The 22,467-nt window shown below is 55.1% G+C and carries 15 protein-coding genes; 11 read left to right on the top strand and 4 right to left on the bottom strand.

Annotated features, from left to right (window positions below):
- Window positions 1-31: 31 nt before the first annotated feature.
- Complete coding sequence (locus tag ACK1U9_RS16555) at window positions 32-793, bottom strand: SDR family oxidoreductase (RefSeq protein WP_108480562.1); 762 nt, start codon at window positions 791-793, stop codon at window positions 32-34.
- A gap of 174 nt (window positions 794-967) precedes the next feature.
- Here ACK1U9_RS16555 and ACK1U9_RS16550 point away from each other — a divergent pair, with 174 nt between their 5' ends.
- Complete coding sequence (locus tag ACK1U9_RS16550) at window positions 968-1,969, top strand: NADP-dependent oxidoreductase (protein WP_046615513.1); 1,002 nt, start codon at window positions 968-970, stop codon at window positions 1,967-1,969.
- 186 nt (window positions 1,970-2,155) lie between these two features.
- Here the strand turns inward: ACK1U9_RS16550 and pyrF are convergent, their stop codons facing one another.
- Window positions 2,156-2,857, bottom strand: a complete 702-nt coding sequence (gene pyrF / locus ACK1U9_RS16545) for an orotidine-5'-phosphate decarboxylase (RefSeq protein WP_010952851.1) — start codon at window positions 2,855-2,857, stop codon at window positions 2,156-2,158.
- A 181-nt stretch (window positions 2,858-3,038) separates the two neighbouring features.
- On the opposite strand from pyrF, the gene ACK1U9_RS16540 reads away from it, so the two are divergent.
- Window positions 3,039-3,206, top strand: coding sequence for a DUF2897 family protein (locus ACK1U9_RS16540; protein ID WP_010952850.1), 168 nt, complete (start codon window positions 3,039-3,041; stop codon window positions 3,204-3,206).
- Between the two features lie 241 nt (window positions 3,207-3,447).
- Here the strand turns inward: ACK1U9_RS16540 and ACK1U9_RS16535 are convergent, their stop codons facing one another.
- Window positions 3,448-3,783 carry a ComEA family DNA-binding protein gene (locus ACK1U9_RS16535; RefSeq protein ID WP_024086485.1) on the bottom strand — a complete coding sequence of 112 codons (336 nt, stop codon included), beginning with the start codon at window positions 3,781-3,783 and terminating at the stop codon, window positions 3,448-3,450.
- Between the two features lie 692 nt (window positions 3,784-4,475).
- Here ACK1U9_RS16535 and wecB point away from each other — a divergent pair.
- The 9 genes from wecB (at window position 4,476) to ACK1U9_RS16490 (ending at window position 21,390) form a co-directional block, all read left to right on the top strand.
- On the top strand, window positions 4,476-5,618 hold the full coding sequence (gene wecB / locus ACK1U9_RS16530) for a non-hydrolyzing UDP-N-acetylglucosamine 2-epimerase (protein WP_085601049.1): 1,143 nt from the start codon (window positions 4,476-4,478) through the stop codon (window positions 5,616-5,618).
- The gene (gene wecC, locus ACK1U9_RS16525; RefSeq protein ID WP_153671208.1) at window positions 5,615-6,877 is read left to right on the top strand and encodes a UDP-N-acetyl-D-mannosamine dehydrogenase; all 1,263 of its coding nucleotides are present in this window, start codon (window positions 5,615-5,617) and stop codon (window positions 6,875-6,877) included. The genes wecB and wecC overlap by 4 nt, the downstream gene beginning before the upstream one ends.
- A 13-nt stretch (window positions 6,878-6,890) precedes the next feature.
- Window positions 6,891-12,221 carry a glycosyltransferase family protein gene (locus tag ACK1U9_RS16520; protein ID WP_449110034.1) on the top strand — a complete coding sequence of 1,777 codons (5,331 nt, stop codon included), beginning with the start codon at window positions 6,891-6,893 and terminating at the stop codon, window positions 12,219-12,221.
- A gap of 7 nt (window positions 12,222-12,228) precedes the next feature.
- Window positions 12,229-13,926 carry a DUF6270 domain-containing protein gene (locus tag ACK1U9_RS16515; RefSeq protein ID WP_342248246.1) on the top strand — a complete coding sequence of 566 codons (1,698 nt, stop codon included), beginning with the start codon at window positions 12,229-12,231 and terminating at the stop codon, window positions 13,924-13,926.
- A gap of 20 nt (window positions 13,927-13,946) precedes the next feature.
- Complete coding sequence (locus ACK1U9_RS16510) at window positions 13,947-14,384, top strand: hypothetical protein (protein WP_342248245.1); 438 nt, start codon at window positions 13,947-13,949, stop codon at window positions 14,382-14,384.
- A 136-nt stretch (window positions 14,385-14,520) separates the two neighbouring features.
- A complete protein-coding gene (locus ACK1U9_RS16505; protein WP_449110033.1) occupies window positions 14,521-16,167 on the top strand; it encodes a hypothetical protein in 1,647 nt (548 codons plus the stop codon).
- Window positions 16,164-17,411, top strand: a complete 1,248-nt coding sequence (locus ACK1U9_RS16500) for a glycosyltransferase family 4 protein (RefSeq protein WP_449110032.1) — start codon at window positions 16,164-16,166, stop codon at window positions 17,409-17,411. The genes ACK1U9_RS16505 and ACK1U9_RS16500 overlap by 4 nt, the downstream gene beginning before the upstream one ends.
- Window positions 17,408-18,640 carry a glycosyltransferase family 4 protein gene (locus ACK1U9_RS16495; protein WP_342248242.1) on the top strand — a complete coding sequence of 411 codons (1,233 nt, stop codon included), beginning with the start codon at window positions 17,408-17,410 and terminating at the stop codon, window positions 18,638-18,640. The genes ACK1U9_RS16500 and ACK1U9_RS16495 overlap by 4 nt, the downstream gene beginning before the upstream one ends.
- Window positions 18,641-19,419: 779 nt before the next feature.
- Window positions 19,420-21,390, top strand: a complete 1,971-nt coding sequence (locus tag ACK1U9_RS16490) for an acyltransferase family protein (RefSeq protein WP_342248241.1) — start codon at window positions 19,420-19,422, stop codon at window positions 21,388-21,390.
- A 192-nt stretch (window positions 21,391-21,582) separates the two neighbouring features.
- Here the strand turns inward: ACK1U9_RS16490 and rfbA are convergent, their stop codons facing one another.
- Window positions 21,583-22,464 carry a glucose-1-phosphate thymidylyltransferase RfbA gene (gene rfbA, locus ACK1U9_RS16485; protein WP_046615523.1) on the bottom strand — a complete coding sequence of 294 codons (882 nt, stop codon included), beginning with the start codon at window positions 22,462-22,464 and terminating at the stop codon, window positions 21,583-21,585.
- Between the last annotated feature and the right edge of the window lie 3 nt (window positions 22,465-22,467).

The raw sequence follows: 22,467 nt of genomic DNA, 5'->3' as shown, positions 1-22,467 counted from the left end.
ACCCCCGCCAAGAAGGCCACGCGGTTTCGGCTCAGATCGCCGTAGCCCCACCATCCACCGTCAGGCAATGCCCTGTGGTAAACGCCGCGCCATCACTGCACAGGTACAGCACGGCACTGGCAATTTCCTCGACCTTGCCAATGCGCCCCACCGGATGCATGGCAGCGGCAAACTCGGCCTTGCGTGGGTCGGCCTCATAGGCGCGGCGGAACATGTCGGTGTCAATCACCGCCGGGCACACCGCATTCACCCGGATACCCTTCTTGGCGTACTCGATGGCCGCCGACTTGGTCAGGCCGATCACCGCGTGCTTGGAGGCGCTGTAGATGCTCATCTTCGGCGCCGCGCCCAAACCGGCCACCGAAGCGGTATTGACGATGGCCCCACCGCCCTGGGCCATCAGCAACGGCAGCTGGTACTTCATGCATAGCCACACCCCCTTCACGTTGACGCCCATGATGGCATCGAACTCCGCCTCGCTGCCCTCGGCCAGGCGGCCCTGCTCTATCTCGATACCTGCGTTGTTGTAGGCATAGTCCAGCCGCCCATAGGCAGCGATCAGGCGCTCGTGCAGTTGGCGCACCTCGGCTTCACGGGTAACGTCACAGGCAATGAACAGCGCCTCCCCGCCCGACGCGTGGATCAGGGCCACAGTGGCCTCGCCACCGACAGGGTCAAGGTCGGCCACCACCACCTTCAGGCCCTCCCGGGCGAAAGCCAGGGCAGTTGCCCGGCCGATGCCGGCGGCGCCGCCGGTGACCAGGGCTACCTGGCCGGAAAAGGTCATGCTCATCGCGTGCTCCAAAGCGTGCTTGGTGGGGTTCAGAGCATAGCCAGCCACCACCCGCACGGGCAGCATCATCACCCCACCGGTTGGGCTACCATGCTTGTCAGTGATGTTACGGACCTGCCTACATCAACAGGGTAGATTTGACGCCTCCCCCTTCAATGCCTACGAGGACCCGCCATGACCAACACCAACCGCCGCTTCCTGCTCGCCAAACGCCCGGTCGGCGCCGTGCGCCGTGACGACTTCAGCTTCGAGACCGTGCCCGCCGAACAACCCGGCGAAGGTCAGGTGCTGGTGCGCAACCTGTACCTGTCGCTGGACCCGGCCATGCGCGGCTGGATGAACGAAGGCAAGTCCTACATCCCGCCCGTGGCCCTGGGCCAGGTGATGCGCGCGCTGGGCGTTGGCGAAGTGGTTGCCTCAAACCACCCCAATTACAAGCCGGGCGACCATGTAAGCGGCGCCCTTGGCGTGCAGGACTATTTCACTGGCGAACCCCAGGGCCTGCACAAGATCGACCCCAGCCTGGCGCCCCTGCCCCGCTATCTGTCGGCACTGGGCATGACCGGCATGACCGCCTACTTCGCGCTGCTGGACGTCGGCCAGCCCAAGGCCGGTGACACCGTGGTCATTTCCGGCGCGGCCGGCGCGGTGGGCAGCATTGTCGGGCAAATTGCCAAGATCAAAGGCTGCCGAGTGGTCGGCATTGCAGGTGGTGCCGAGAAGTGCCAGTACCTGAAGGACGAACTGGGCTTTGACGGGGTGATCGACTACAAGGCCGAAGACGTGCTGGCCGGCCTGAAGCGCGAATGCCCCAAAGGCGTGGATGTGTACTTCGACAACGTCGGCGGCGACATCCTCGACGCCGTGCTGACCCGCATCAACTTCAAGGCACGCATCGTGATTTGCGGCGCCATCAGCCAGTACAACAACAAGGAAGCGGTGAAAGGCCCGGCCAACTACCTGTCGCTGCTGGTAAACCGCGCGCGCATGGAAGGCTTTGTGGTGATGGATTACACCAAGGACTACGGCAAGGCCGCGCTGGAGATTGCCGGGTGGCTGGCCAGTGGGCAGGTGAAGAGCAAGGAGGATGTGGTCGAAGGGCTGGAGACTTTCCCCGAGACCTTGCTGAAGCTGTTCAGTGGGGAGAACTTTGGCAAGTTGGTACTCAAGGTTTGAGATTGAGGTAGCCAACACTGGCGTCATCGCCGAAAGCTCCCACAGGTACAGCGCCCCCCCTTGAGCCCGACGCTGTACCTTGGGAGCCGGCTTGCCGGCGATCACCGTCAAAGGCGGTGCCATGTAACAAGCCAAATAAAAAAGGCCAGCACTCTCGTGCCGGCCTTTTTTCACAACGCGGGGTACCTACCCACGAATCTCCGCCACAACCGCAGCCAACGCCTGCGCCGGGTCGGCAGCCTGGCTGATCGGGCGGCCGATCACCAGGTAGTCCGAACCTGCATCCAGTGCCTGGCGCGGGGTGAGGATACGGCGCTGGTCATCCTGCGCACTGCCTGCCGGGCGAATGCCCGGGGTCACCAGCTGCAGCGACGGGTGCGCCGCCTTCAGCGCCGGGGCCTCCAGCGCCGAGCACACCAAACCGTCCATGCCAGCCTTCTCGGCCAGCGCCGCCAGGCGCAGCACCTGCTCTTGCGGGTCGACATCCAGGCCGATACCGGCCAGGTCTTCACGCTCCATGCTGGTCAGCACGGTCACACCAATCAGCAACGGTTGCGGGCCGCTGCGCTTGGCCAGCTCTTCACGGCAGGCCGCCATCATGCGCAGGCCACCGGAGCAATGCACGTTCACCATCCATACGCCCATCTCGGCCGCAGCCTTCACCGCCATGGCGGTGGTGTTGGGGATGTCGTGGAACTTGAGGTCCAGGAACACTTCGAAGCCCTTGTCGCACAGAGTTTCGACAATGCCCGAAGCGCTGCTGGTGAACAGCTCCTTGCCAACCTTCACCCGGCACAGCGCAGGGTCAAGCTGGTCAGCCAGCTTCAGGGCGGCCTCACGGGTAGGGAAATCCAGGGCGACGATCAGGGGCGTCTGGCAGGCGGACATGGGCAGGGTCTCTTGGCAAGTCGAAAACGGCGCGCATTGTAAACGAAGTGGCGCAGGCTTTGGGGCCCGCGGGTCACGGATTTGGCCCGACAATGGCTGGCTCCTATAATTGAACCAACGGAACGGGCAATTGCTCAACATTTGTACAAGCGCTGCCCATCACCAGCAAAGGAGAACGACAATGCCCTGGTATGCCTGGCTGATACTCATCATAGCCCTCGGCTCGATCGTCGGCGGGCTGATGCTGCTGCGCGACACCGCAAAAAAACTGCCACTGACCGAAGAACAGCTGCGCAAGGTGCATGAGCGCAATGCCGAAGCGGATGCCAAGGATGCGCAGGACCGCTAGCGCGCCTGCCGGCGCTGGAACGGTCTGACCGGCTGATACGGTCCATGTGGGAGCGGCCTTGCGTCGCGAAAGGGCCGCAAAGCGGCCCCCGGGTTTCAGTGGCACTGCACAAATTGCTGGGGCTGCCTTGCAGCCCTTTCGCGACGCAAGGCCGCTCCCACAGGGAACGCGTCAACCAGCCAATTGAAGCGTCTACTTCATGAAGGTCAGGGCCAGGACACAAACCCCAGCCCTTCCCCCGTTACTCCACCATCACCTTGTCCCGGTTACGCTCCAGCAACGCATTACCAATACCCTTGATCTCCAGCAGCTCATCCACCGAAGCAAACGGCCCATTGGCCTCCCGGTAGGCCACTATGGCCTCAGCCTTGGCCTTCCCTATCCCGTTCAGCTCCTTCTGCAAAGTAAGCGCATCAGCCGTGTTCAGGTCCAGCCGCTGCGGCTGCTGGGCCTGCTGCTGGGTTACCACCGGCACCGGCTCGGCCACCGCCGTGGTGCTGGCCGGGGCAGCGCTAAGGGAAAAGGACAGGCTGGCGAACAGCGGCAGCAGCAGGTACGACAGAACGTTGTTACGCATGGTGAACACTCCTGGGTTGGTCATTTTCCAGCAGCCGGTTTCCTTCGGCTGCGCAATCAACCCTAGCGGCTCTGCCATTTTGCAAAAAGGCTCTTGACCCGGTTAATCGTTACCGAATCCAACATTAAAAAAAGCAACTTCGCCCACCCAAAAAGCAATGGCATTACGCCATATTTCAGGATAAGTTCATGAAACAAAGGCGATAGCAAATCGCCGCTAGGTAAATTCCCGTTTAACCTAGGTTTCATTCAGACCAAAAGCTGTTGTTTTTCCCACAAGCCTTGCCGGACAAGGCCCCAGCCCATTCGTCGTATGTCTCGGTTGTATTGACTTTATTGGCATGATGCCTGAATAACATCAAACAATCGTTTTTTTTGATGCAACTTTCAAAAATAGGATCCAATCCCCCGATAGATAGGGGCAAATTCGGACGATCAGCGGAAAAAAACGTGCCACACGGGATGTCATCTTGATGACGAAATGATAAATTTGCGGGCATTGGACAACCGCTACGCTTGAAGGATCCGAGCCACATGAATTTTTCTTCACCACCTTCAAAGCCCCCCGTTCGCGCTTGCGTGTGTGGAGCCCCCTAGGCCACTCCCCCCGGCCGATTTGCGCAATACCTGTGATCTGCACCCCGTAAACACCAGATCCAATCGCCTTTACTCAATACACAGAAGACCGTCGCCGTGTCCCTCAAGACCCTCACCGTATTTGGCACACGCCCAGAGGCCATCAAAATGGCCCCCCTGGCCCTCAACCTTGCCCAAGACGACCGTTTCGAGTCGCGTGTTTGCGTAACTGGCCAGCACCGCCAGATGCTCGACCAGGTACTGGAGCTGTTCGAGATCACGCCCGACTATGACTTGAACATCATGAAGCCCGGCCAGGACCTGACCGATGTGACCACAGCCATCCTGCAGGGTCTCAAGCCTGTGCTGGCCGAGTTCAAGCCCGACGTGGTACTGGTGCACGGCGACACCGCAACAACCCTGGCCACCAGCCTGGCCGCGTACTACCAGCAGATTCCGATTGCCCACGTGGAAGCCGGCCTGCGCACTGGCAACCTGTATTCGCCATGGCCGGAAGAAGGCAACCGCCGCCTGACCGGCGCGCTGGCCGCCCTGCACTTCGCGCCCACCTCCACCTCTCAGGACAACCTGCTGCGTGAAGGTACAGACGCCGCGACCATCTACACCACCGGCAACACCGTAATCGACGCGCTGCTGGAAGTGGTCCGCAAGCTGGAAAGCCCCGAGCTGAAAACCCAGTTCGAAAACCAGTTCAGCTTCCTGAACCCTGAGCGCCGCATGGTGCTGGTCACCGGCCACCGCCGCGAAAACTTTGGTGGCGGTTTCGAGCGCATCTGCCAGGCGCTGGTGCAAACCGCGCGTCAATTCCCTGACGTGGACATCGTCTATCCGGTACACCTCAACCCGAACGTGCGCGAACCGGTCAATCGTCTGCTGGCCGACGTCAACAACATTCACCTGATCGAGCCGCTGGATTACCTGCCGTTCGTTTACCTGATGACCCGCTCCTACCTGATCCTGACCGACTCCGGCGGCATCCAGGAAGAAGCCCCCGCGCTGGGCAAGCCGGTACTGGTCATGCGTGACACCACCGAGCGCCCGGAAGCCGTGGCCGCCGGTACCGTCAAGCTGGTGGGCACCGACGTGGAATCGATCACCGAAAACCTGGCGAAACTTCTGACCGACGATGCGACCTATCGCGAGATGAGCTTTGCCCACAACCCCTACGGCGATGGAAAAGCGTGCGCGCGAATCCTCGACGCACTTTCCAACTTCTCCCGTTCCAAGGAAGTAGCATGAGCTTCAACAAGATTTCCGTCGTAGGCCTGGGCTATATCGGGCTGCCAACCGCCGCCGTTTTCGCCGCTCGCAAGAAGCACGTGATCGGCATCGATGTAAACCAGCACGCAGTCGATACCATCAATCGTGGTGAAATCCACATCGTCGAGCCTGAGCTGGACATGGTGGTACACGCTGCCGTGACCGAGGGCTTCCTGCGCGCCTCCACCGTTCCGGAAGCTGCCGATGCCTTCCTGATCGCCGTGCCAACCCCGTTCATGGATGACCACCAGCCGGACCTGAGCTACATCGAGTCCGCCAGCAAGGCCATCGCGCCCGTGCTGAAAAAGGGTGACCTGGTCATCCTGGAATCCACCTCCCCTGTCGGCGCTACCGAGCAGATGGCCTTCTGGCTGGCCCAGGCCCGCCCGGACCTGACCTTCCCGCAAACCCACGGTGAAGACTCCGATATCCGCGTTGCCCACTGCCCTGAGCGCGTGCTGCCAGGCCACGTGTTGCGCGAGCTGGTGGAAAACGACCGCATCATCGGCGGCATGACCAGGAAGTGCTCTGAAGCGGCCGTACGCCTGTACCGGACCTTCGTTGAAGGCGAGTGCATCGTCACCAACGCCCGCACCGCAGAAATGTGCAAGCTGACCGAAAACAGCTTCCGCGACGTGAACATTGCCTTCGCCAACGAACTGTCGATCATCTGCGACAAGCTGGACATCGACGTGTGGGAGCTGATTCGCCTGGCCAACCACCACCCGCGCGTCAACATTCTGCAGCCAGGCCCAGGCGTGGGCGGCCACTGCATTGCCGTCGACCCATGGTTCATCGTCAGCCAGACCCCAGAGCAGGCGCGCCTGATCCGCACCGCCCGCGTGGTCAACGACAGCAAGCCTGAGTGGGTGATCGACAAGGTCAAGATGGCCCTGGCCAACTTCCTGATCAAGAACCCGGGCAAGTCGGCACAGCAAGTAAAAATCGCCTGCTACGGCCTGGCCTTCAAGGCCGACATCGACGACCTGCGCGAAAGCCCTGCCCTGAGCATTGCCGAGCGCCTGGGCAACGAGCTGGAAGCCACCTTGCAACTGGTCGAGCCGAACATCGAAGCCCTGCCACAGCGCCTGGCGCGCCACGAGCACGTGGACTTCGACTTTGCCCAGGACAGCGCCGACATCCACGTACTGCTAGTGAAGCACCGCGAATTCCGCGGCACCTTCAACGTGCGCGACGCGGCATTCGTGATCGACGCCGCCGGCGTTACCCAGGCTTGATGGAGCAAACCGCATGAACAACCCCACGCTTGAGAAACCTACCGTGAACACAGAGCTGCCTTCACCTCTGGCCGATATTCATGACCGTGTGATGGAAGCCTATTACGGCAAGCTGGGGGAGCAGTTCATGCGGGAAACGCAGTCCCGCATCCATTGGATCTGCGCCCAGGTCAAAGGGCGCCGGATCCTGGATGTCGGCTGCTCGCAGGGCATCGTGCCCCTGCTGCTGGCACGTGAAGGCTGCCAGGTCACCGGTGTGGATACCAGCCCGCAGGCCATCTCAGAGGCCAAGGGCTACCTGTCTGCGGAACCGGCCCACATCCAGCAGAACGTCACGTATATAAATTCAGACTTCCTCGCGCTGGACACGCTCGAGGTTGAGCCGGAAACCATTGTCATCAGCGAAGTGCTCGAACACCTGGTGCGACCGGAGCTGTTCGTCGAAAAGGCCCACGACCTGCTCAAGCAGGGTGGCCGCCTGGTGATTACCGTACCGTTCGGGGTCAATGACTTCATTGACCACAAGCACACGTTCTACCTGATGGAACCGTTCCGGTTGCTGGCCGAGCACTTGCAGATTGTCGAAGTCAAGGTGCTCGGCAAGTGGCTGGGCATCGTAGCGGTGAAAAGCGAAACGCATAAACCAGGTGTAATCGACTCGCTGACAGTTGATCGGGTTCGTGATCTGGAAAAAGCATTCGAAGCCATCGAGCGCACGTTGCGTGGAAATCTCGGGGCCATCAGCAAGCGTCTGGATGAAGCGAACAAGAAGTACCGCAGCGCTACTGAGCAGATCGCCCAGCTCAAACCGGAAGCCCAAAAGGCTGATGCGCTTGCCAAACAGTTGCAAAACCGTGAAGCAGACATTGCCACATTGCAAAAAACCAACCAGGAATGCCTCGACACCAAGGCTCAGATTGCTCATGAGCTTGATGAGGTCAAGCAGCGGCTGGTGGAAGCCAACAAAAAGTATCGTTTAGCTACCGAACAATATGGCCTGCTGGAACAGAAATTCGTGGCGGTTGAGGAGGCTCACACAAAAAGCCTCGCAGACGCGGAACAGCGATACGAGAAGCTCCAGAATCAGCACGCCGAAACACAAAGGCAATTGACGGAGGCTTCCGAGGAACTGCGGGGGGCCGCAGAGAAGCAACTGGCGCAGGAAAAGCAGTTCAAGGCTGCAAACGATCAGTTGGCTCAGGCGCGGGAAGTCATTGATAGCCATATCGCCACCATCACCGACTTGCGCGCTCATCAAGCTGCATTGGAAGCTCAACTGCAGTTGATGAACGACGCGCAAGCGCAGAGCCTGCGTGAGCATAGCGCCCAGGCAAGCTCAATCAATGCCTTGGTTGAACAACGTTCCCAGTTGGAAGAGCAGTTGCAGTTAATGAACGACGCTCAAGCACAAAGCCAGCGTGAGCATAGCGCTCAGGCAAGCTCAATCAATGCCTTGATTGAACAACGTTCCCAGTTGGAAGACCAGTTGCATAAGCTGACACTCGCCAAAACTGAATCTGAAGAAGCGCGAGCGGCTCTGGCAGAGACCGTTGAGTCGCTTGGCCAGGCCAAAGACATGCTTGAAGAGCAGCTGTTGCTTGAAAGCACCAGCCGCCAGGCAGCCGAGGCCAGCCTCGCTGCCACCAACGAACAATGGCAGAGTCTGCGCCAACAACTTGAATCTGAGATCAACTCGTCCAAGGCAGGCCTTGGCGCGGCAAACATGAAGTATCGCGCCCTGACAGGCGAACAAATCCCGCAGTTGAAGGCCAGCATCAATCAATTGCTGGAACGCAGCGCCGCTCAGCAACGTAAGATCGACGAACTCAATGAAAACCTCGGTCGCGCTAACGCCCAGCGCAATCTGGCAGAGCAGCGCCTGGTGAAAACCCGCGCAAGCATGACCTATCAGCTTGGCTACCAGATCAAGAACAGCGCCACCTCACTGGGCGGCCTGGTCAAGCTGCCCGTACGCCTGCTGCGCCTATACCGCAAAGCCAGCCAGCAACGCCAGCAAAACGAGCAGAAGCTGCTGGCCAACGAACCACGCAAGGCACTGCTGCCGCCGGCACCTGTGGTACAGGACGAGAACTACTTGAAACTGCCGGCGGCCCTGCCGACCAGCGAGCACAGCCGCACTACTCTGTTGCGCCAGGCTGATCAGCCTGTCAGTCGCCTGAAAGTGGCGTGCGTGATGGATGAGTTCACTTTCGGCTCCTACCGCTATGAATGCGACCTGATGCCGCTAACGCCAGCCAACTGGAAAGCAGAAATCGAAGGGTTTGGTCCAGAACTGCTGTTCATCGAGTCCGCCTGGCGCGGCAAGGATGACCTGTGGGGCAGCAAAGTTGGCCATAACGGCCAGGAACTGCAGGACATTCTGGCCTGGTGCCGTCAGAACAAGGTACCGACCGTGTTCTGGAACAAGGAAGACCCGGTTCACTTCGAAACCTTCCTGACCACTGCCAAGCAGTTCGACCACGTATTCACCACCGATATCGACTGCATTCACCGCTATAAAGGTGCGCTCGGTCACGACCGCGTCTACCTGTTGCCGTTCGCCTGCCAGCCAGCGCTGCATAACCCGATCGAGTTGTACGAGCGCAAAGACGCCTTCTGCTTCGCTGGCGCCTACTACGCGCGTTACCCGGAGCGTACCCGCGACCTGGGTAATTTCGTCTGCGAGTTGCCGAAGTTCCGTCCGCTGGAAATCTTCGATCGCAACTTCGGCAAGAACGACGTCAACTACCAGTTCCCCGCGGAATACCAACCGTACATCGTCGGTACCCTTCCCTTCGAGAAAATCGACACGGCTTACAAGGGCTATCGCTACGCGATCAACCTGAACTCGATCAAACAATCTCAATCGATGTTTGCCCGTCGCGTCTTCGAATTGCTCGGCTGCAACACCCTCACCGTGAGCAACTTCTCTCGCGGCGTACGCCTGCTGTTCGGCGACCTGGTTGTTACCACCGACAACGGCGAAGAAATGCTCCGCCGCCTGCAACTGCTGGCGGAAGACCCGCTGAACGCAGACAAACTGCGGCTGGCTGCCCTGCGCAAAGTCATGCAGGAGCATACCTACACTCAGCGACTGGATTACGTGATGAGCAAGGTCACCGGTACCGCAAAGGCCCAGCGCCTGCCGGAGATTGTGGTCATCGGCGAAGCGCAAGACCGCGAGCAGTTCGATTTGTTGCGTGCCAACCTGGATCGCCAGACTTATAGCCAAGTACGAATGATCGTCATCAGCGATACCTACCAGAGCAGTATCGTCGGCGATGATCCACGCATACAGGTGCTTAAACCGGCTAATCTGAAGAAGACCTCGCTTGGAGAACTGGTTGGCAATACACCTTGGGTCGCAGCTTTTGAGCCTAGCGACTATTACGGACCGAACTACCTGCTCGACCTGGCACTGGCAACCCGCTACAGCCGTGCCCAGGTAGTCGGTAAAGCGGCACACTTCACCTGCAAGAGCCAGAATGCCGAACTGCTGTCGAACGAACAAGCCTATCGCCCGACCCACAAGCTAAGTGCCCGCCGATCGTTGGTTGCGACCGAAATCGTTGAGGCCCAGCCGATACTCAGCTGGTTGAAGAACCTGCCATCATTGCAGTACACCCATGCCCAAAGCGTGGCCATCGACCCGTTCAACTACTGCGAGAACGGCGCTGTACACCATGAAGGTATCGGCGCCAAGGTCAACGACCTTGAGCTGAACCTCGGCATAGCCATTGACCAATTGCAGGCACGTGCGCAGTCCATTGCGCCACTGAAAGTCAGCCGTGATGCACCTGAAATCAGTGGTCGCGGCTTGGACGAAATGTTTGGTGTCTCTCGCAACAAGTTCCTTGATCTCTCGGTTGACGGCGATAGCTGGCATATACATTCCAAGCTGGCAGACGGCAAGCACGAATACATCTATGCAAAGCACGAAGCCAGCGTAGAAGAACTAGGTTGCGTAGACGGTAAACTCAAACTGTTCCTCGATTGCACCCCAGGCCTCAATTTGCAACTCGTAGTGCTGTTCCTCGATGCAGACAAGCAGCGGATCAGCCATGTCATGCAGTATGCCAATCGTAATCAGACAGCCGAGTTGCCGCCAGAAACGGTCTATATTCGCTTTGGCCTTCGCGCCTATGCAGCAGGAAGCACAGAGTTGAAAGCCCTGGTGCTTGGCCATCGTAACTTGCAACCCTCTGAAATGATGGGCCGCGGTGAGCATTTGCTGCTGACCAACCACTACCCAGCTTACGCAGACCTATATCGCAATAAGTTTGTGCATAGCCGAATTTCGGCGTATCAGCAAAAAGGCGTCGAGGTAGATGTCTTCCGCCTGCGCGACAATGAGACTGTCAGCTATCAGGAATTCCAGAACATCGACGTGGTTACCGGCTGCCGCTCTACCTTGGCAAAAATGCTGGAGAAGAACCACTATAAGTCGATTCTCGTTCATTTCCTAGACGAGACTATGTGGAATGCGTTGCGCCCGTATTTGAACACAACCCCAATCATCGTCTGGGTCCATGGCTCTGAAATCCAGCCGTGGTGGCGTCGCGAGTATAATTTCAGCACCGACGAACAGCTGCACTTGGGCAAGCTTGCCAGCGACAAACGCATGCGCTTCTGGCGCGACATCCTGCAGCCGATGCACAAGAACCTGAAGCTGGTGTTCGTTTCCCGCTACTTTGCAGAAGAAGTCATGGAAGACCTTGGCTTCCGTCTGCCAGAAGATCAGTACGAAATCATCCACAATCCAATCAATACCGAAAACTTCAATTTTGTTCAGAAAGCACCAGAGCAGCGTAAAAAGGTATTATCTATCCGCCCGTACACTTCGCGGACGTACGCTAACGACTTGACCGTCAAGGCCATTGAGCTTCTGGCAGAAAAACCTTGGTTCAAGGACATGTCGTTCCGACTCATGGGCGATGGACCATTGTTCGAAGAGACTCTAGCACCGCTGCGTTCTTACTCGAACGTGCACATCGAGCGTGGCTTCCTCAACCATGGGGAGATTGCCGCACTGCACAAGGAACACGGGGTATTCCTGTGCCCTAGCCGAATGGACACCCAAGGCGTATCGCGGGACGAAGCCATGGCTTCCGGTCTGGTCCCTGTCACAACCTGTGTGGCAGCAATTCCGGAGTTCGTGGATGAGGAAAGTGGCTTTGTCGTTGAACCGGAAAGCGCCGTACAACTGGCCGAAGCCCTTGAACGCATCTATCTGGATCAAACGCTGTTCTCCACCCTGTCGCGCCAAGCTGCAGAGCGCGTGCGAAGCCAAAGCGATTGGAAGAAGATGGCCACCCTTGAACTAAATATATTCCGAGACGTTTGAAGTAGATATGAGCAAGTCTTTGAAACATTACGTTTTCACCAACTTTGGCATCGGAATCAAGGATGAGCTGTGGTTGTCGTATCGGCTGGAGATTTTCACCAATACGGTCTTCCCGTCCCTCGCCAACCAACGCAACAGAGACTTTGAGTGGACGATCTTCATAGACGAAGCTCTCCCAGTCCTACACCTAGCGCGCCTTGAGGCGGCAATTATTTCGTCGGGCTTAAATGCCAAGACGCTTAAGGTCAGTGATTACTCACTGACCAACAGGGAAGTGACTAAAATCTTGGATCAGACGCGTGATGATATTGTGCTCACATCGCGAATAGATGACGATGACTGCATTCATCAGGATGTGATAGATACCATCCAGCAGCATGCGCGGTCGGAAGAACATTCCGAAGGCATGCTATTGATTTCGCTGCACAATGGACTTGAGTTCCTTCCATCCGATGACTGCTACCGTGCCGTGACCTACGACACATTGGCACTTGCTCTGACACTGGTGGACAAGACTAGCGGCAAAAAGACTCGGAGCATCACTCAGTATGCCCACCATATGGTGGTTGAAACCCTGAAAAAGCAGGAGGTCAATGCAAAGCACATTCTGCTTAAGTCAAAGCAGCCGCTTTACACCTATACTAAGCACCCTTTGAGTGACTCCTACTTTTTCGGTGCCCGAGCACGCATTCTTGGTGACACAAACAAAACTACGGGGCTAGAAGAGTCACAGCTGCGTGCTTTCGGCCTGAGCCAACAACGCCTCGATTTCCTTTCGGCGCTTCTGAAGCAATCACCTATTGGCATGCCGCACAAGTATCTTGAAAAACTTGGTAACGTGCGCAACCAAATTAAGGTAGAGCTGAATAAAGGCACAGAGCAACCAAATACCGCCCTTGATGCTCTAATGGCCAGAAAAGCAAGGCTTGAACGTACCGCAGTACGCCCTAATCCTGCTGGCCCACTCAAGGATAAAATCCGCGTTGCAATTCTCGGATCACCAGCCACGCGAGATTTGTTCGACTTCCAGAAGGGCGCGTTAAGCAATTTTGAAGTTTGCTTCTACATGGCACGAACTTCTGTAATCTCGTGGATGTCTCCTCCGTGCACTGACCCCAGGATCACAATTGATTCCAGTTCTTTTGAGGGGTCCTGCTCCCTATTGGACAAAATGAAATCTCATTGGCAGTTGCTTGAGCAGTCAAGACCTGACATCGTAATTATAGATTTCATTGACGAGCGAATCGGTATAATTCAGCACCAAAACTCGCTCATGTCTGCTAGCGGTCCGCTATTGAAAGCACTTGAACGCAAAGGCATCGCCCATGAAATTAAGCGACCTTGGAGCCCTGAGGTCCAGCAGCTTCGGGAGTGGGCCCTTCCCGCATTCATTGATAGAGTTGCGACTATCTGTCCGAATATTTTTGTTCACAAGGCGACTTGGGCGCAGAATTATAGGTCTGACAATACAGTTGAAAGTTTCAAAGGCGGTGAATTTGAACGTTTGATCGAACTTAATAATTCGGTTATCGATCCCATGCTTGCCAGCCTTGAAGACTCCTCCACCGCCGTTGAGCAAATAGGTGGTTTGGAAGCTGGGCTGGTTGCGGGTGGTGATCATAAGTGGGCATTCTGTCCCTACCACTACGACAGCACCTACTACAAAACTGTTGCCAAACAGCTACTCGCACGAGTCATGATTTGATCCAAAGGAATAACCGGAACATGAAAATCAAAACCGCCGCTCTACTTTCCCTGTTTGCATTCGCCATTTCCGGCTGCGATCAACAAGACATCGACCCTGCAAAAACTGACTCCCAAGCCGCAGAAAGTGCGCAGTCTAAAGCGAAACTTACTCTGACCGACGGTTCGATCTTACAGCTGAACGCCAAGCACATGAAGTCTTATGAAAAGCCGAACACCGCCGGGAAAATGAGCTTGCACGAATACAGCTATTCGACCGCAGACAAACTGGCCGAGAACGATGTATACATGCACTTGCAGAACGCAGGCTTTACTCGCAAGATTATCAGCAGTGACAGCAGCCAATTCAAAGTCCAGTACTACAAGAAAGACCTGCCAGTGATCGGCGGCATTTATACCACTGTCAACAACGACGCAAAGACTATGACCATTGCAACTCTTTACTGGCAAGAAAAATGATCAAACCAGCGTCGAACCACACTATTGAAAATATCATCTCCAGATGAAGCTTCAGCATCATATTAGATCGACGCTAGGCTGGTGTCTGTCGATAGGCATCAAGCTTCTGCGGGTTGTGCCCTTCACGACCATTACTGTGCAGATCACAACCTTGGCGAGCCAGATTTTCCTGCTGCTCGCCTTTTTCCTTCCCTTAAAGGTAATTATCTTACTGGGCTCGGAAAAAATACCGAACTACTTCCCCAGCGCTTTCCAAGTACTGAAGAAAAACCACTTGATCGTATCTCTTAGTGCGGCCGCGGCAGTGTGCTATGTGCTCTATCTGCTCAGTGAGCTGTTGATCGCTTACCGCTGCCGTCAAGGTGCGCGAGCTTTGCTATTACGCAGCGCCAAACTAAATATGTTTGAAAATCAGGAAAAAATTGCGGCCTATGCATACTCGAGATTCACTCGAGCCATGGCTGCGGCGCTTTTCTTTGTCATTAGCACCATGGCCCTCCTGATAATCTATCCAAAGCTACTAGTCGTCGTATTCGGCTACACCGTGCTTGCCACACTATTGTGCATCACGGCATACAATTTCAGCCCGAAAGCTCAGGTCCATTTCCAGCAAAACCACAGCAACATTCTCAATGCGCTTTCAGCCACTGGGTTCCTGCTTAGTTTTTTTTGCTTGGTTGCCGACTTCTTGTACTTCCCACACCAGCGCATATTTCACGCAGTCATTGCGGTACTGGTTATGCGCCAAGCCTTGCAGCGCTTGACCAGCATGGTGCAGGACGTTGTCAGCTTGCGCATGCAGCATCGTCAGATCAACGCCATGTTCTTCCAGTCCCAGCCATTACTCGAACAACGGCAGAACAACCAGCAACTCGAATGCCTGCTTAGTCCTTCCAGTCGTGAAGCCTGGGCAGAAACACTCATGGGCCAAGCGGGTGTCGATACTAGCAATGGGCTGCAAATCAGCTGGCACCAGATTGATGCTGTAGATGTCTATGCATTTCACATCACCGTACTGAATAACGAAAACCCTCAAGAGTACTTAGCCAAGCTGTTCGGCAACAACATTGCCACTCTGGCTGAGCAGGAACGTTTGCTACTCAAGTATCAACCAGATCTGCCATCACTCAAGTGGCTTGGACATTACTTGCTACATGGAGTCGATTGCCACCTTTTCCGCCTAAATGGCCATAAGAAACTGATCCGTCGTCAAATTGGCGATGGCGTCGTAGCAATTAACGAGCAGCTTCTTCGTTGCGAACCAGCCAGAGAATTAATATTGCGTTTCAGCCGTACCCGCCCTTATCTGGAGCAACGCCTGGACAGGAACATCATAGAACCGCTGCGTTTTGTCTGCTCCACCCCTGAAGAGGCAGATAAGGTAGAACGCCTTCTAGACTCTTTTGAGTTGATTGTCGGAAGACTCAACGATCTACCGCGACAGATCGTATCACTGGACATCACTTCAGAGGCACTACTTGTTTCCGCCTCAAATCAGTATCAACTTAGCCACTGGAGTAGTTGGCGGATTGAAGCTGTTGGAAGCAACTGGCCCGTCGGTGAAAAGGAGCGCCTTTGCAAGGCGATCGAAGCTGCTCGCAGCCACCGCGCAAGCCTCGTAAACACGACTACCGATGATATTGTGCTGTCGGCATTCATGTATAGTTTTGAAAAATTCCTGCTAAGGAAGGACTATCCAGCTGCATTAAGGTTGCTGGATGACATTCTTGCTGCAACTGAGGCAGAAAAAACCCAAAAAGTTGGGCAGGAGTCGATTAAATGAAAAAAATCGCTATGATCGTCTGGAATGAGTTTCTTAATGATGCCCGAGTACTCAAGGAAGCCCAGACATTGCAAGGGGCGGGTTATCAAGTCCGAGTATTCGCCTTACACACTCCCGGCATTACACAGCAGCAAGAGCGCTTGGAAGGCGGAATCGAAGTCTTCCGCGTAGCACGTAGCCCGCTGTGGCGTTGGCGTAAAGGAAGAACCGCTTCCGCAAAGTCCTCTCAGACCAGCACAAGTCAGGGCCCCATTGGTAAACTAAGTTTTAAACATCAGATATTGCGCCTCATCGCCCGCGCCTGGACCCACATAGGCCTTCTCGTTCATATGGTCCGCTATGGCGCAAGCGTGGTCCACTCACACGATGTAAACACACTGCCGACAGCTTGGCTGGCTTCTCGGTTGAGCCGTGCACGCCTGGTTTACGACGCCCATGAAATCAGTACCAGTCGTGAAGGTTACGACAGCTTCCGCCGACTGGTGGGCATGGTTGAGAAACGACTTATGCCCACAGCAGATGGCACGATCACGACCACGGATGCTCGCGCAAAGTATTTTGCCCGGGCATATCACATCACACGACCGACAGTGCTCCAGAACCGTCCACGGTTGACGCATTGCAGCCCCACAAACCGAATTCGTGAGGAGCTTGGTCTGACTGAGCATTGGCCAATCATTGTTTATCAAGGTGGCCTGCAACAAGGCCGTGGCCTCGAGAAACTCATTTATACCGCGGCAAATGTACCAGATGCCTATTTCGTGTTCATCGGTGGAGGACGCCTAACTCACAGCCTGATGCGGCTTAGTGAAGAGCTGGAGTTGCAAGAGCGAGTGCGCTTCATACCAACGGTGGCGCTTGCAGAACTACCCAGCTATACGGCCTCTGCGGACATTGGTGTACAACCGATTGAGAACACTTGCCTTAATCACTACACCACCGACTCGAATAAATTGTTTGAGTACTTGAATGCCGGATTACCAGTTGTCGCGACGGATTTCCCGGAGATCCGCCGCATCGTGCGTAGCCATAATGTTGGACTGCTCGTTCCAGCCAATGATGCAACGGCTCTTGCAAAAGCCCTCAGCAAACTGGTTTCCGATGCCAGCTTGCGTAACGTCTATTCGCAGAATGCACGCATTACTTCTAGCACCTTGAACTGGGAGGAGCAGGAGTCGCGTCTGGTTGATTTGTACCAACAGGTCCTTTCTCCGGCATCAAACTCACCGCAGGCAAGATCATGACCACGCGGATCCTCCTGCTGAGCTTCTACTATCCACCAGACCTTTCTGCTGGTTCATTCCGTGCGGAAGCACTTGTCAATGCACTTCGTGCCGAACTGGGAGATCACGTTGAGATTGAAGTTGTTACCACTCAACCGAACCGATACCACTCCTTCAGGGCCACCGCGGTGAATATTGAGCGCTTGCCGCTACTGACAATCAGGCGGATTGACGTTCCTGCGCATCGGAGCGGTATTAGGGATCAAGCGAGAGCATTTGCCAGCTTCGCTTTCAATGCCATAAAGATCACTCGTAAGAAAAAGTATGATCTGGTTTTTGCTACATCATCACGACTGATGACGGCATCTCTAGGTGCCCTGATCTCAAAACGCAACGGATGCGGCCTATATCTCGACATTCGCGACATCTTCGTAGATACCTTACGAGAATTACTCCCACTTCGCTGGGGCCAATTAGCTGCATCAATCTTCTCCCCCATAGAGCGGTGGACAGTCAGCCAAGCAACGAGGGTGAATCTTATCTCTCCAGGTTTCTTGCCTTATTTTACCACCCGCTACCCTGGACGGGAGTTCACGCTTTACACCAATGGTGTAGATGATCTATTCATCGAGCAGTTTCCAACCCCTCAACTGCCTGCTCCCCAAGACCGCTCTGAAAAGTTGCAGGTTGTATATGCCGGCAATATTGGAACTGGGCAAGGGCTACATCAAATCCTTCCCGAATTGGCTAAGCGTTTGGCTGACAAGGTCGATTTTCATCTAATAGGAGCCGGCGGTGCTCTGGAAACCTTGAGAAAGGCTCTTGATCGCGCTGAAGTCAAGAACGTACGAATTTCGCCACCGATGAAGCGCGAGCAATTGCTGCGTATTTATCAGCAAGCTGATGTTTTGTTTCTACATCTCAATAATTTAAAGGCCTTCCGTCGCGTACTGCCCTCCAAACTTTTCGAGTACGCCGCGACAGACAAACCAATCTGGGGCGGCTTGTCGGGCTACGCTGGAAGGTTCGCACAGAAACGAATCAAAAACGCAGCACTATTCCCTCCCTGCAATATCGACAGTGCTATTGATGCATTACACCGTCTGAAGATACAGAAAACGTCACGCCATGATTTTGTGCAACAGTTCTCCCGCCGCGAGATCAAGAAAAAAATGGCTCAAGATGTATTGCAAATTTCCCCTAAGTATCTCGCCCGCTCATCATGCAATGAACCCGAACAGCTCACCTGAGCGCAACCGAGTACTACTAATCAAGCAGCTAAACAAAAAAATCGCCTTTGGTTTTTCCATCCGGAAATTGAAGCAGATAACCATCTAAGCACAACTATAGGATTGAATAAATAATGATAAGGGGACCTCAAAAATGAGTCTGTCCAAGCTGGATGGATTCACGGCATTGCTGCCGTGATCGTGATATTTACCCATGCGTTATTCTGGTACTATCCAGCCATGCATCTAGACCAACGCACCAAAGGTCGCCCGTTAGACGGAATAGAGTGGTCTGATAGCCCATTCTCTTTTTTTACCGTGGCGGTTTCTCCGTCTCAATGTTTTTTTATTTTGAGCGGGCTAGTTCTCACCTATAGCGTTTCAAGGCACACAAATGTCCTGAATGCTATTCGCAAAGCCACTGTCAAACGCTATGTCCGCTTAGGTGTACCCGTCGCCGTATCTGTTCTGATCGGATGTACTCTCATGAAGCTCGGCGCTTATGGAGCTCCGAATGTGACTCCTACCCCGGTACTTTCCACACTCTATCTATTCAACGCTACATGGGGCGGAGCGATCCGAGACGCAATTTTTGGCGCACTAGCTCTGGGAGATAGTCGCTATAACTATGTACTCTGGACCATTCAGATAAAACTAATAGGATCTTTTTCAATCTTCGCCGCCTTCGCACTATTTGGCGGCAATACATCAAACCAACATGTCCTTGTGAGAAATCCTAGGCCAAGAGCAAAGCAAAACGGTATCATCGTAACCTTTGAAAGCTCCAAGGGATTCAGTAAATGCATAGTAAGCAATTAGCCTATCGCCCAGACATCGATGGACTGAGGGCACTGGCCGTCTTGGCTGTAACACTCTTCCACTTCAACAAGCAATGGCTACCCGGCGGTTTTGTCGGTGTAGACGCGTTCTTCGTCATTTCCGGGTTCCTGATCACTGGAATCATCTATGGCAACGGCCCGAGTTTCTCATTCGCTGACTTCTATGGTCGCCGGGTGCGTCGAATCTTACCGGCGGCGATCTTCGTCACAGCTATTACGCTAATCACTGGATCTCTGCTGATGATGCCGGCCGATGTTAAAGATCTATCGGGTTCCTCCATCGCTGCGGCACTTTCAGCCGCGAACATCTACTTCTGGCTATTCCTGGACACCAGCTATTTCGCGCCATCCTCTGAAACCGTGCCCCTACTGCACATGTGGTCTTTGGGTGTTGAAGAGCAGTTTTACCTAGTGTGGCCAGCCCTGATGATCATTGCCATGAAATTGGGTGGTAAGCGCTTGCTTGCGGCCAGCGCTGTGATTATCGCGATCGCCTCGTTCGCGGTAAGCGAATACTACGTAACTCGAGAACCATCATTTGCCTACTACATGCTGCCTTCTCGTGCAGGCGAATTGCTGATCGGCGCATTGCTTTTCCTGTGGCAGGATTCTCGCCGTGTTAGCACTGCTGTGGCGAATGTTGCCAGCTTCGTGGGCCTAGCGCTCATCGCTGTGTCACTAGTCTTGCTCGATGAGAAAGGAGGATTCCCTGGCATTCGCTCTATCATCCCATCGGTTGGTGCGGCCCTTTTGATTCTTGGGGGATCCAATCAGGCTGGCCTGCTTCCTAAAATTCTCGCAAACCCTATTGCTCGGAAAATTGGCTTCCGTTCGTTCTCCCTCTACCTCTGGCACTGGCCGGTGCTGGCTTTCTATCGTTATGCCTACGGAGAGCCCACTCTGGCCGGGGGCATCACCTGTGCTCTGCTAATGTGGGGACTGACCGAACTCACCTACCGTCTGATCGAAACCCCCTTCCGATCGCATTCGCCGCGATGGCTAATCACTAAAGCAACTCCGATCTTTGCAACAAGCCTTGCAGTTATTGCCGTGAGCTATGTTCTGGTCCAAAATAAAGGGCTATGGCCCACAGCTTCTGGCAAAGTGTATCTCGCGCAACTGAATCAGCATGATTTCAACACGAAAGCAGCAAGTAAGTTCCCGTTCAATTGCCAAATGTTCAAGAATAATCCAGAGTTATGGACTCAAGATCGATGCCTGATCGGTGATAAGTCGACGCCGGCAGAGACGCTGCTGTGGGGCGACTCCAATGCAGCCCACTATGTGGGCTACTTAAAGGTTGTAGCAGAAAACTCTCACTTCGCTGTCCGTAATATCTCACACTCCTCCTGCCCGCCGGTCCGCGAGCTAAAAGGCTTGGTACCTCCGGCTCAACAGCAATCGTGCCAAGAATTCAATAACAAAGCGTTTGCCGAGTCAAAAAACTATCGCACTGTGATCATTGGTGCAGCTTGGGATAATTACGCAAAAGCGAATGGGCAGGCACAGTTCGAGAAGACTATTGCCGAATTGGCCAGCAACGGTAACCAAGTGCTCATCGCCTTGAACGTTCCTGTGTTTGAAGAGCTCGATCGCATGTGCAGTGCCAAAGCTATCCGCTTCCCTGGTATGGATTGCGTTTCAAAAGCCATCTTCGCTTCGACATCGGATAGCAAAACAAATGCCTTTCTCGTAGAATTGGCGGACCGATATCCGAATGTCAGCACTTTTGGCGTCAGGGATCAAGTTTGCAAAAGCGGAGTTTGCTCTGCCTATAAGGATGGCGCGCTGCTTTACTATGATCGTGGCCACCTGAGCATGATTGGATCGGAACTCATTGGCCGAGAGGTTATTAAGACTGGAACCTTGCCGCAGCCTATTGCCGCCCTGGCCTCAAAAGCACAACAGCTAGGCAGGAATAGCACTCAATAATTCTAAACATTCTGTTTTTATCACCCCAGAGCTTCCGACCCACCCAAATACTGGCGGCGGGTCGGAAGTAAGAACCTCCGACTTGCTGACAAGCTTCGTTTATCAAGAAAATTTGATTTAGGGATTCTTGATTTTCGCAAAATCTGAAGTTCCAAAAGCCTTCCACCTCAAGGGTAAAGGCCAAAAAACCTATCAATAAACCCTATCCCCCACCAACCTCTTCAAATACTGCCCATACCCATTCTTAGCCAACGGCTCCGCCAGCTTCAACAACTGTTCCGCCCCAATCCACCCCTGCCTGTACGCCACCTCTTCCGGACAAGCCACCTTCAACCCCTGCCGCCGCTCAATGGTCGCGATATACCCACTAGCCTCGAGCAAAGAATCATGCGTCCCGGTATCCAGCCAGGCATACCCGCGCCCCATGATCTCCACCGACAACCGGTTCTGCTCCAGGTACACCCGGTTCAAATCGGTAATCTCCAGTTCACCCCGCGCAGACGGCTTGATGCCTTTGGCAATCTCGACCACGTCCTTGTCGTAGAAGTACAACCCGGTCACGGCATAACTGGACTTCGGCTTGGTCGGCTTTTCCTCCAGGCTGATTGCCTTGCCCTTCTCATCGAACTCGACCACGCCGTAACGCTCGGGGTCGTGCACGTGGTAGGCGAACACACTGGCGCCTTCGTCGCGATCCATGGCGTTGCGCAGCAGTTGCTGGAAGTCGTGGCCGTAATAGATGTTGTCGCCCAGCACCAGCGCCGACAGGTCGTTGCCGATGAATTCCTCACCGATCAGGAAGGCCTGTGCCAGGCCGTCTGGCGAAGCCTGCACGGCGTAGCTGATGTTGATGCCCCACTGGTGGCCGTCGCCCAGCAGTTGCTCGAAACGCGGGGTGTCCTGCGGGGTGGAGATGATCAGGATGTCCTGGATACCCGCCAGCATCAGGGTGGTCAGCGGGTAGTAGATCATCGGCTTGTCGTACACCGGCAGCAGCTGCTTGGAAATAGCCAGGGTCGCGGGGTGCAGACGGGTACCCGACCCGCCCGCCAGAATGATGCCTTTACGCTTCATAGT

The organism is Pseudomonas sp. XP1 (genome assembly GCF_053557675.1).
This window is presented reverse-complemented; position numbering and strand designations above follow the sequence as displayed.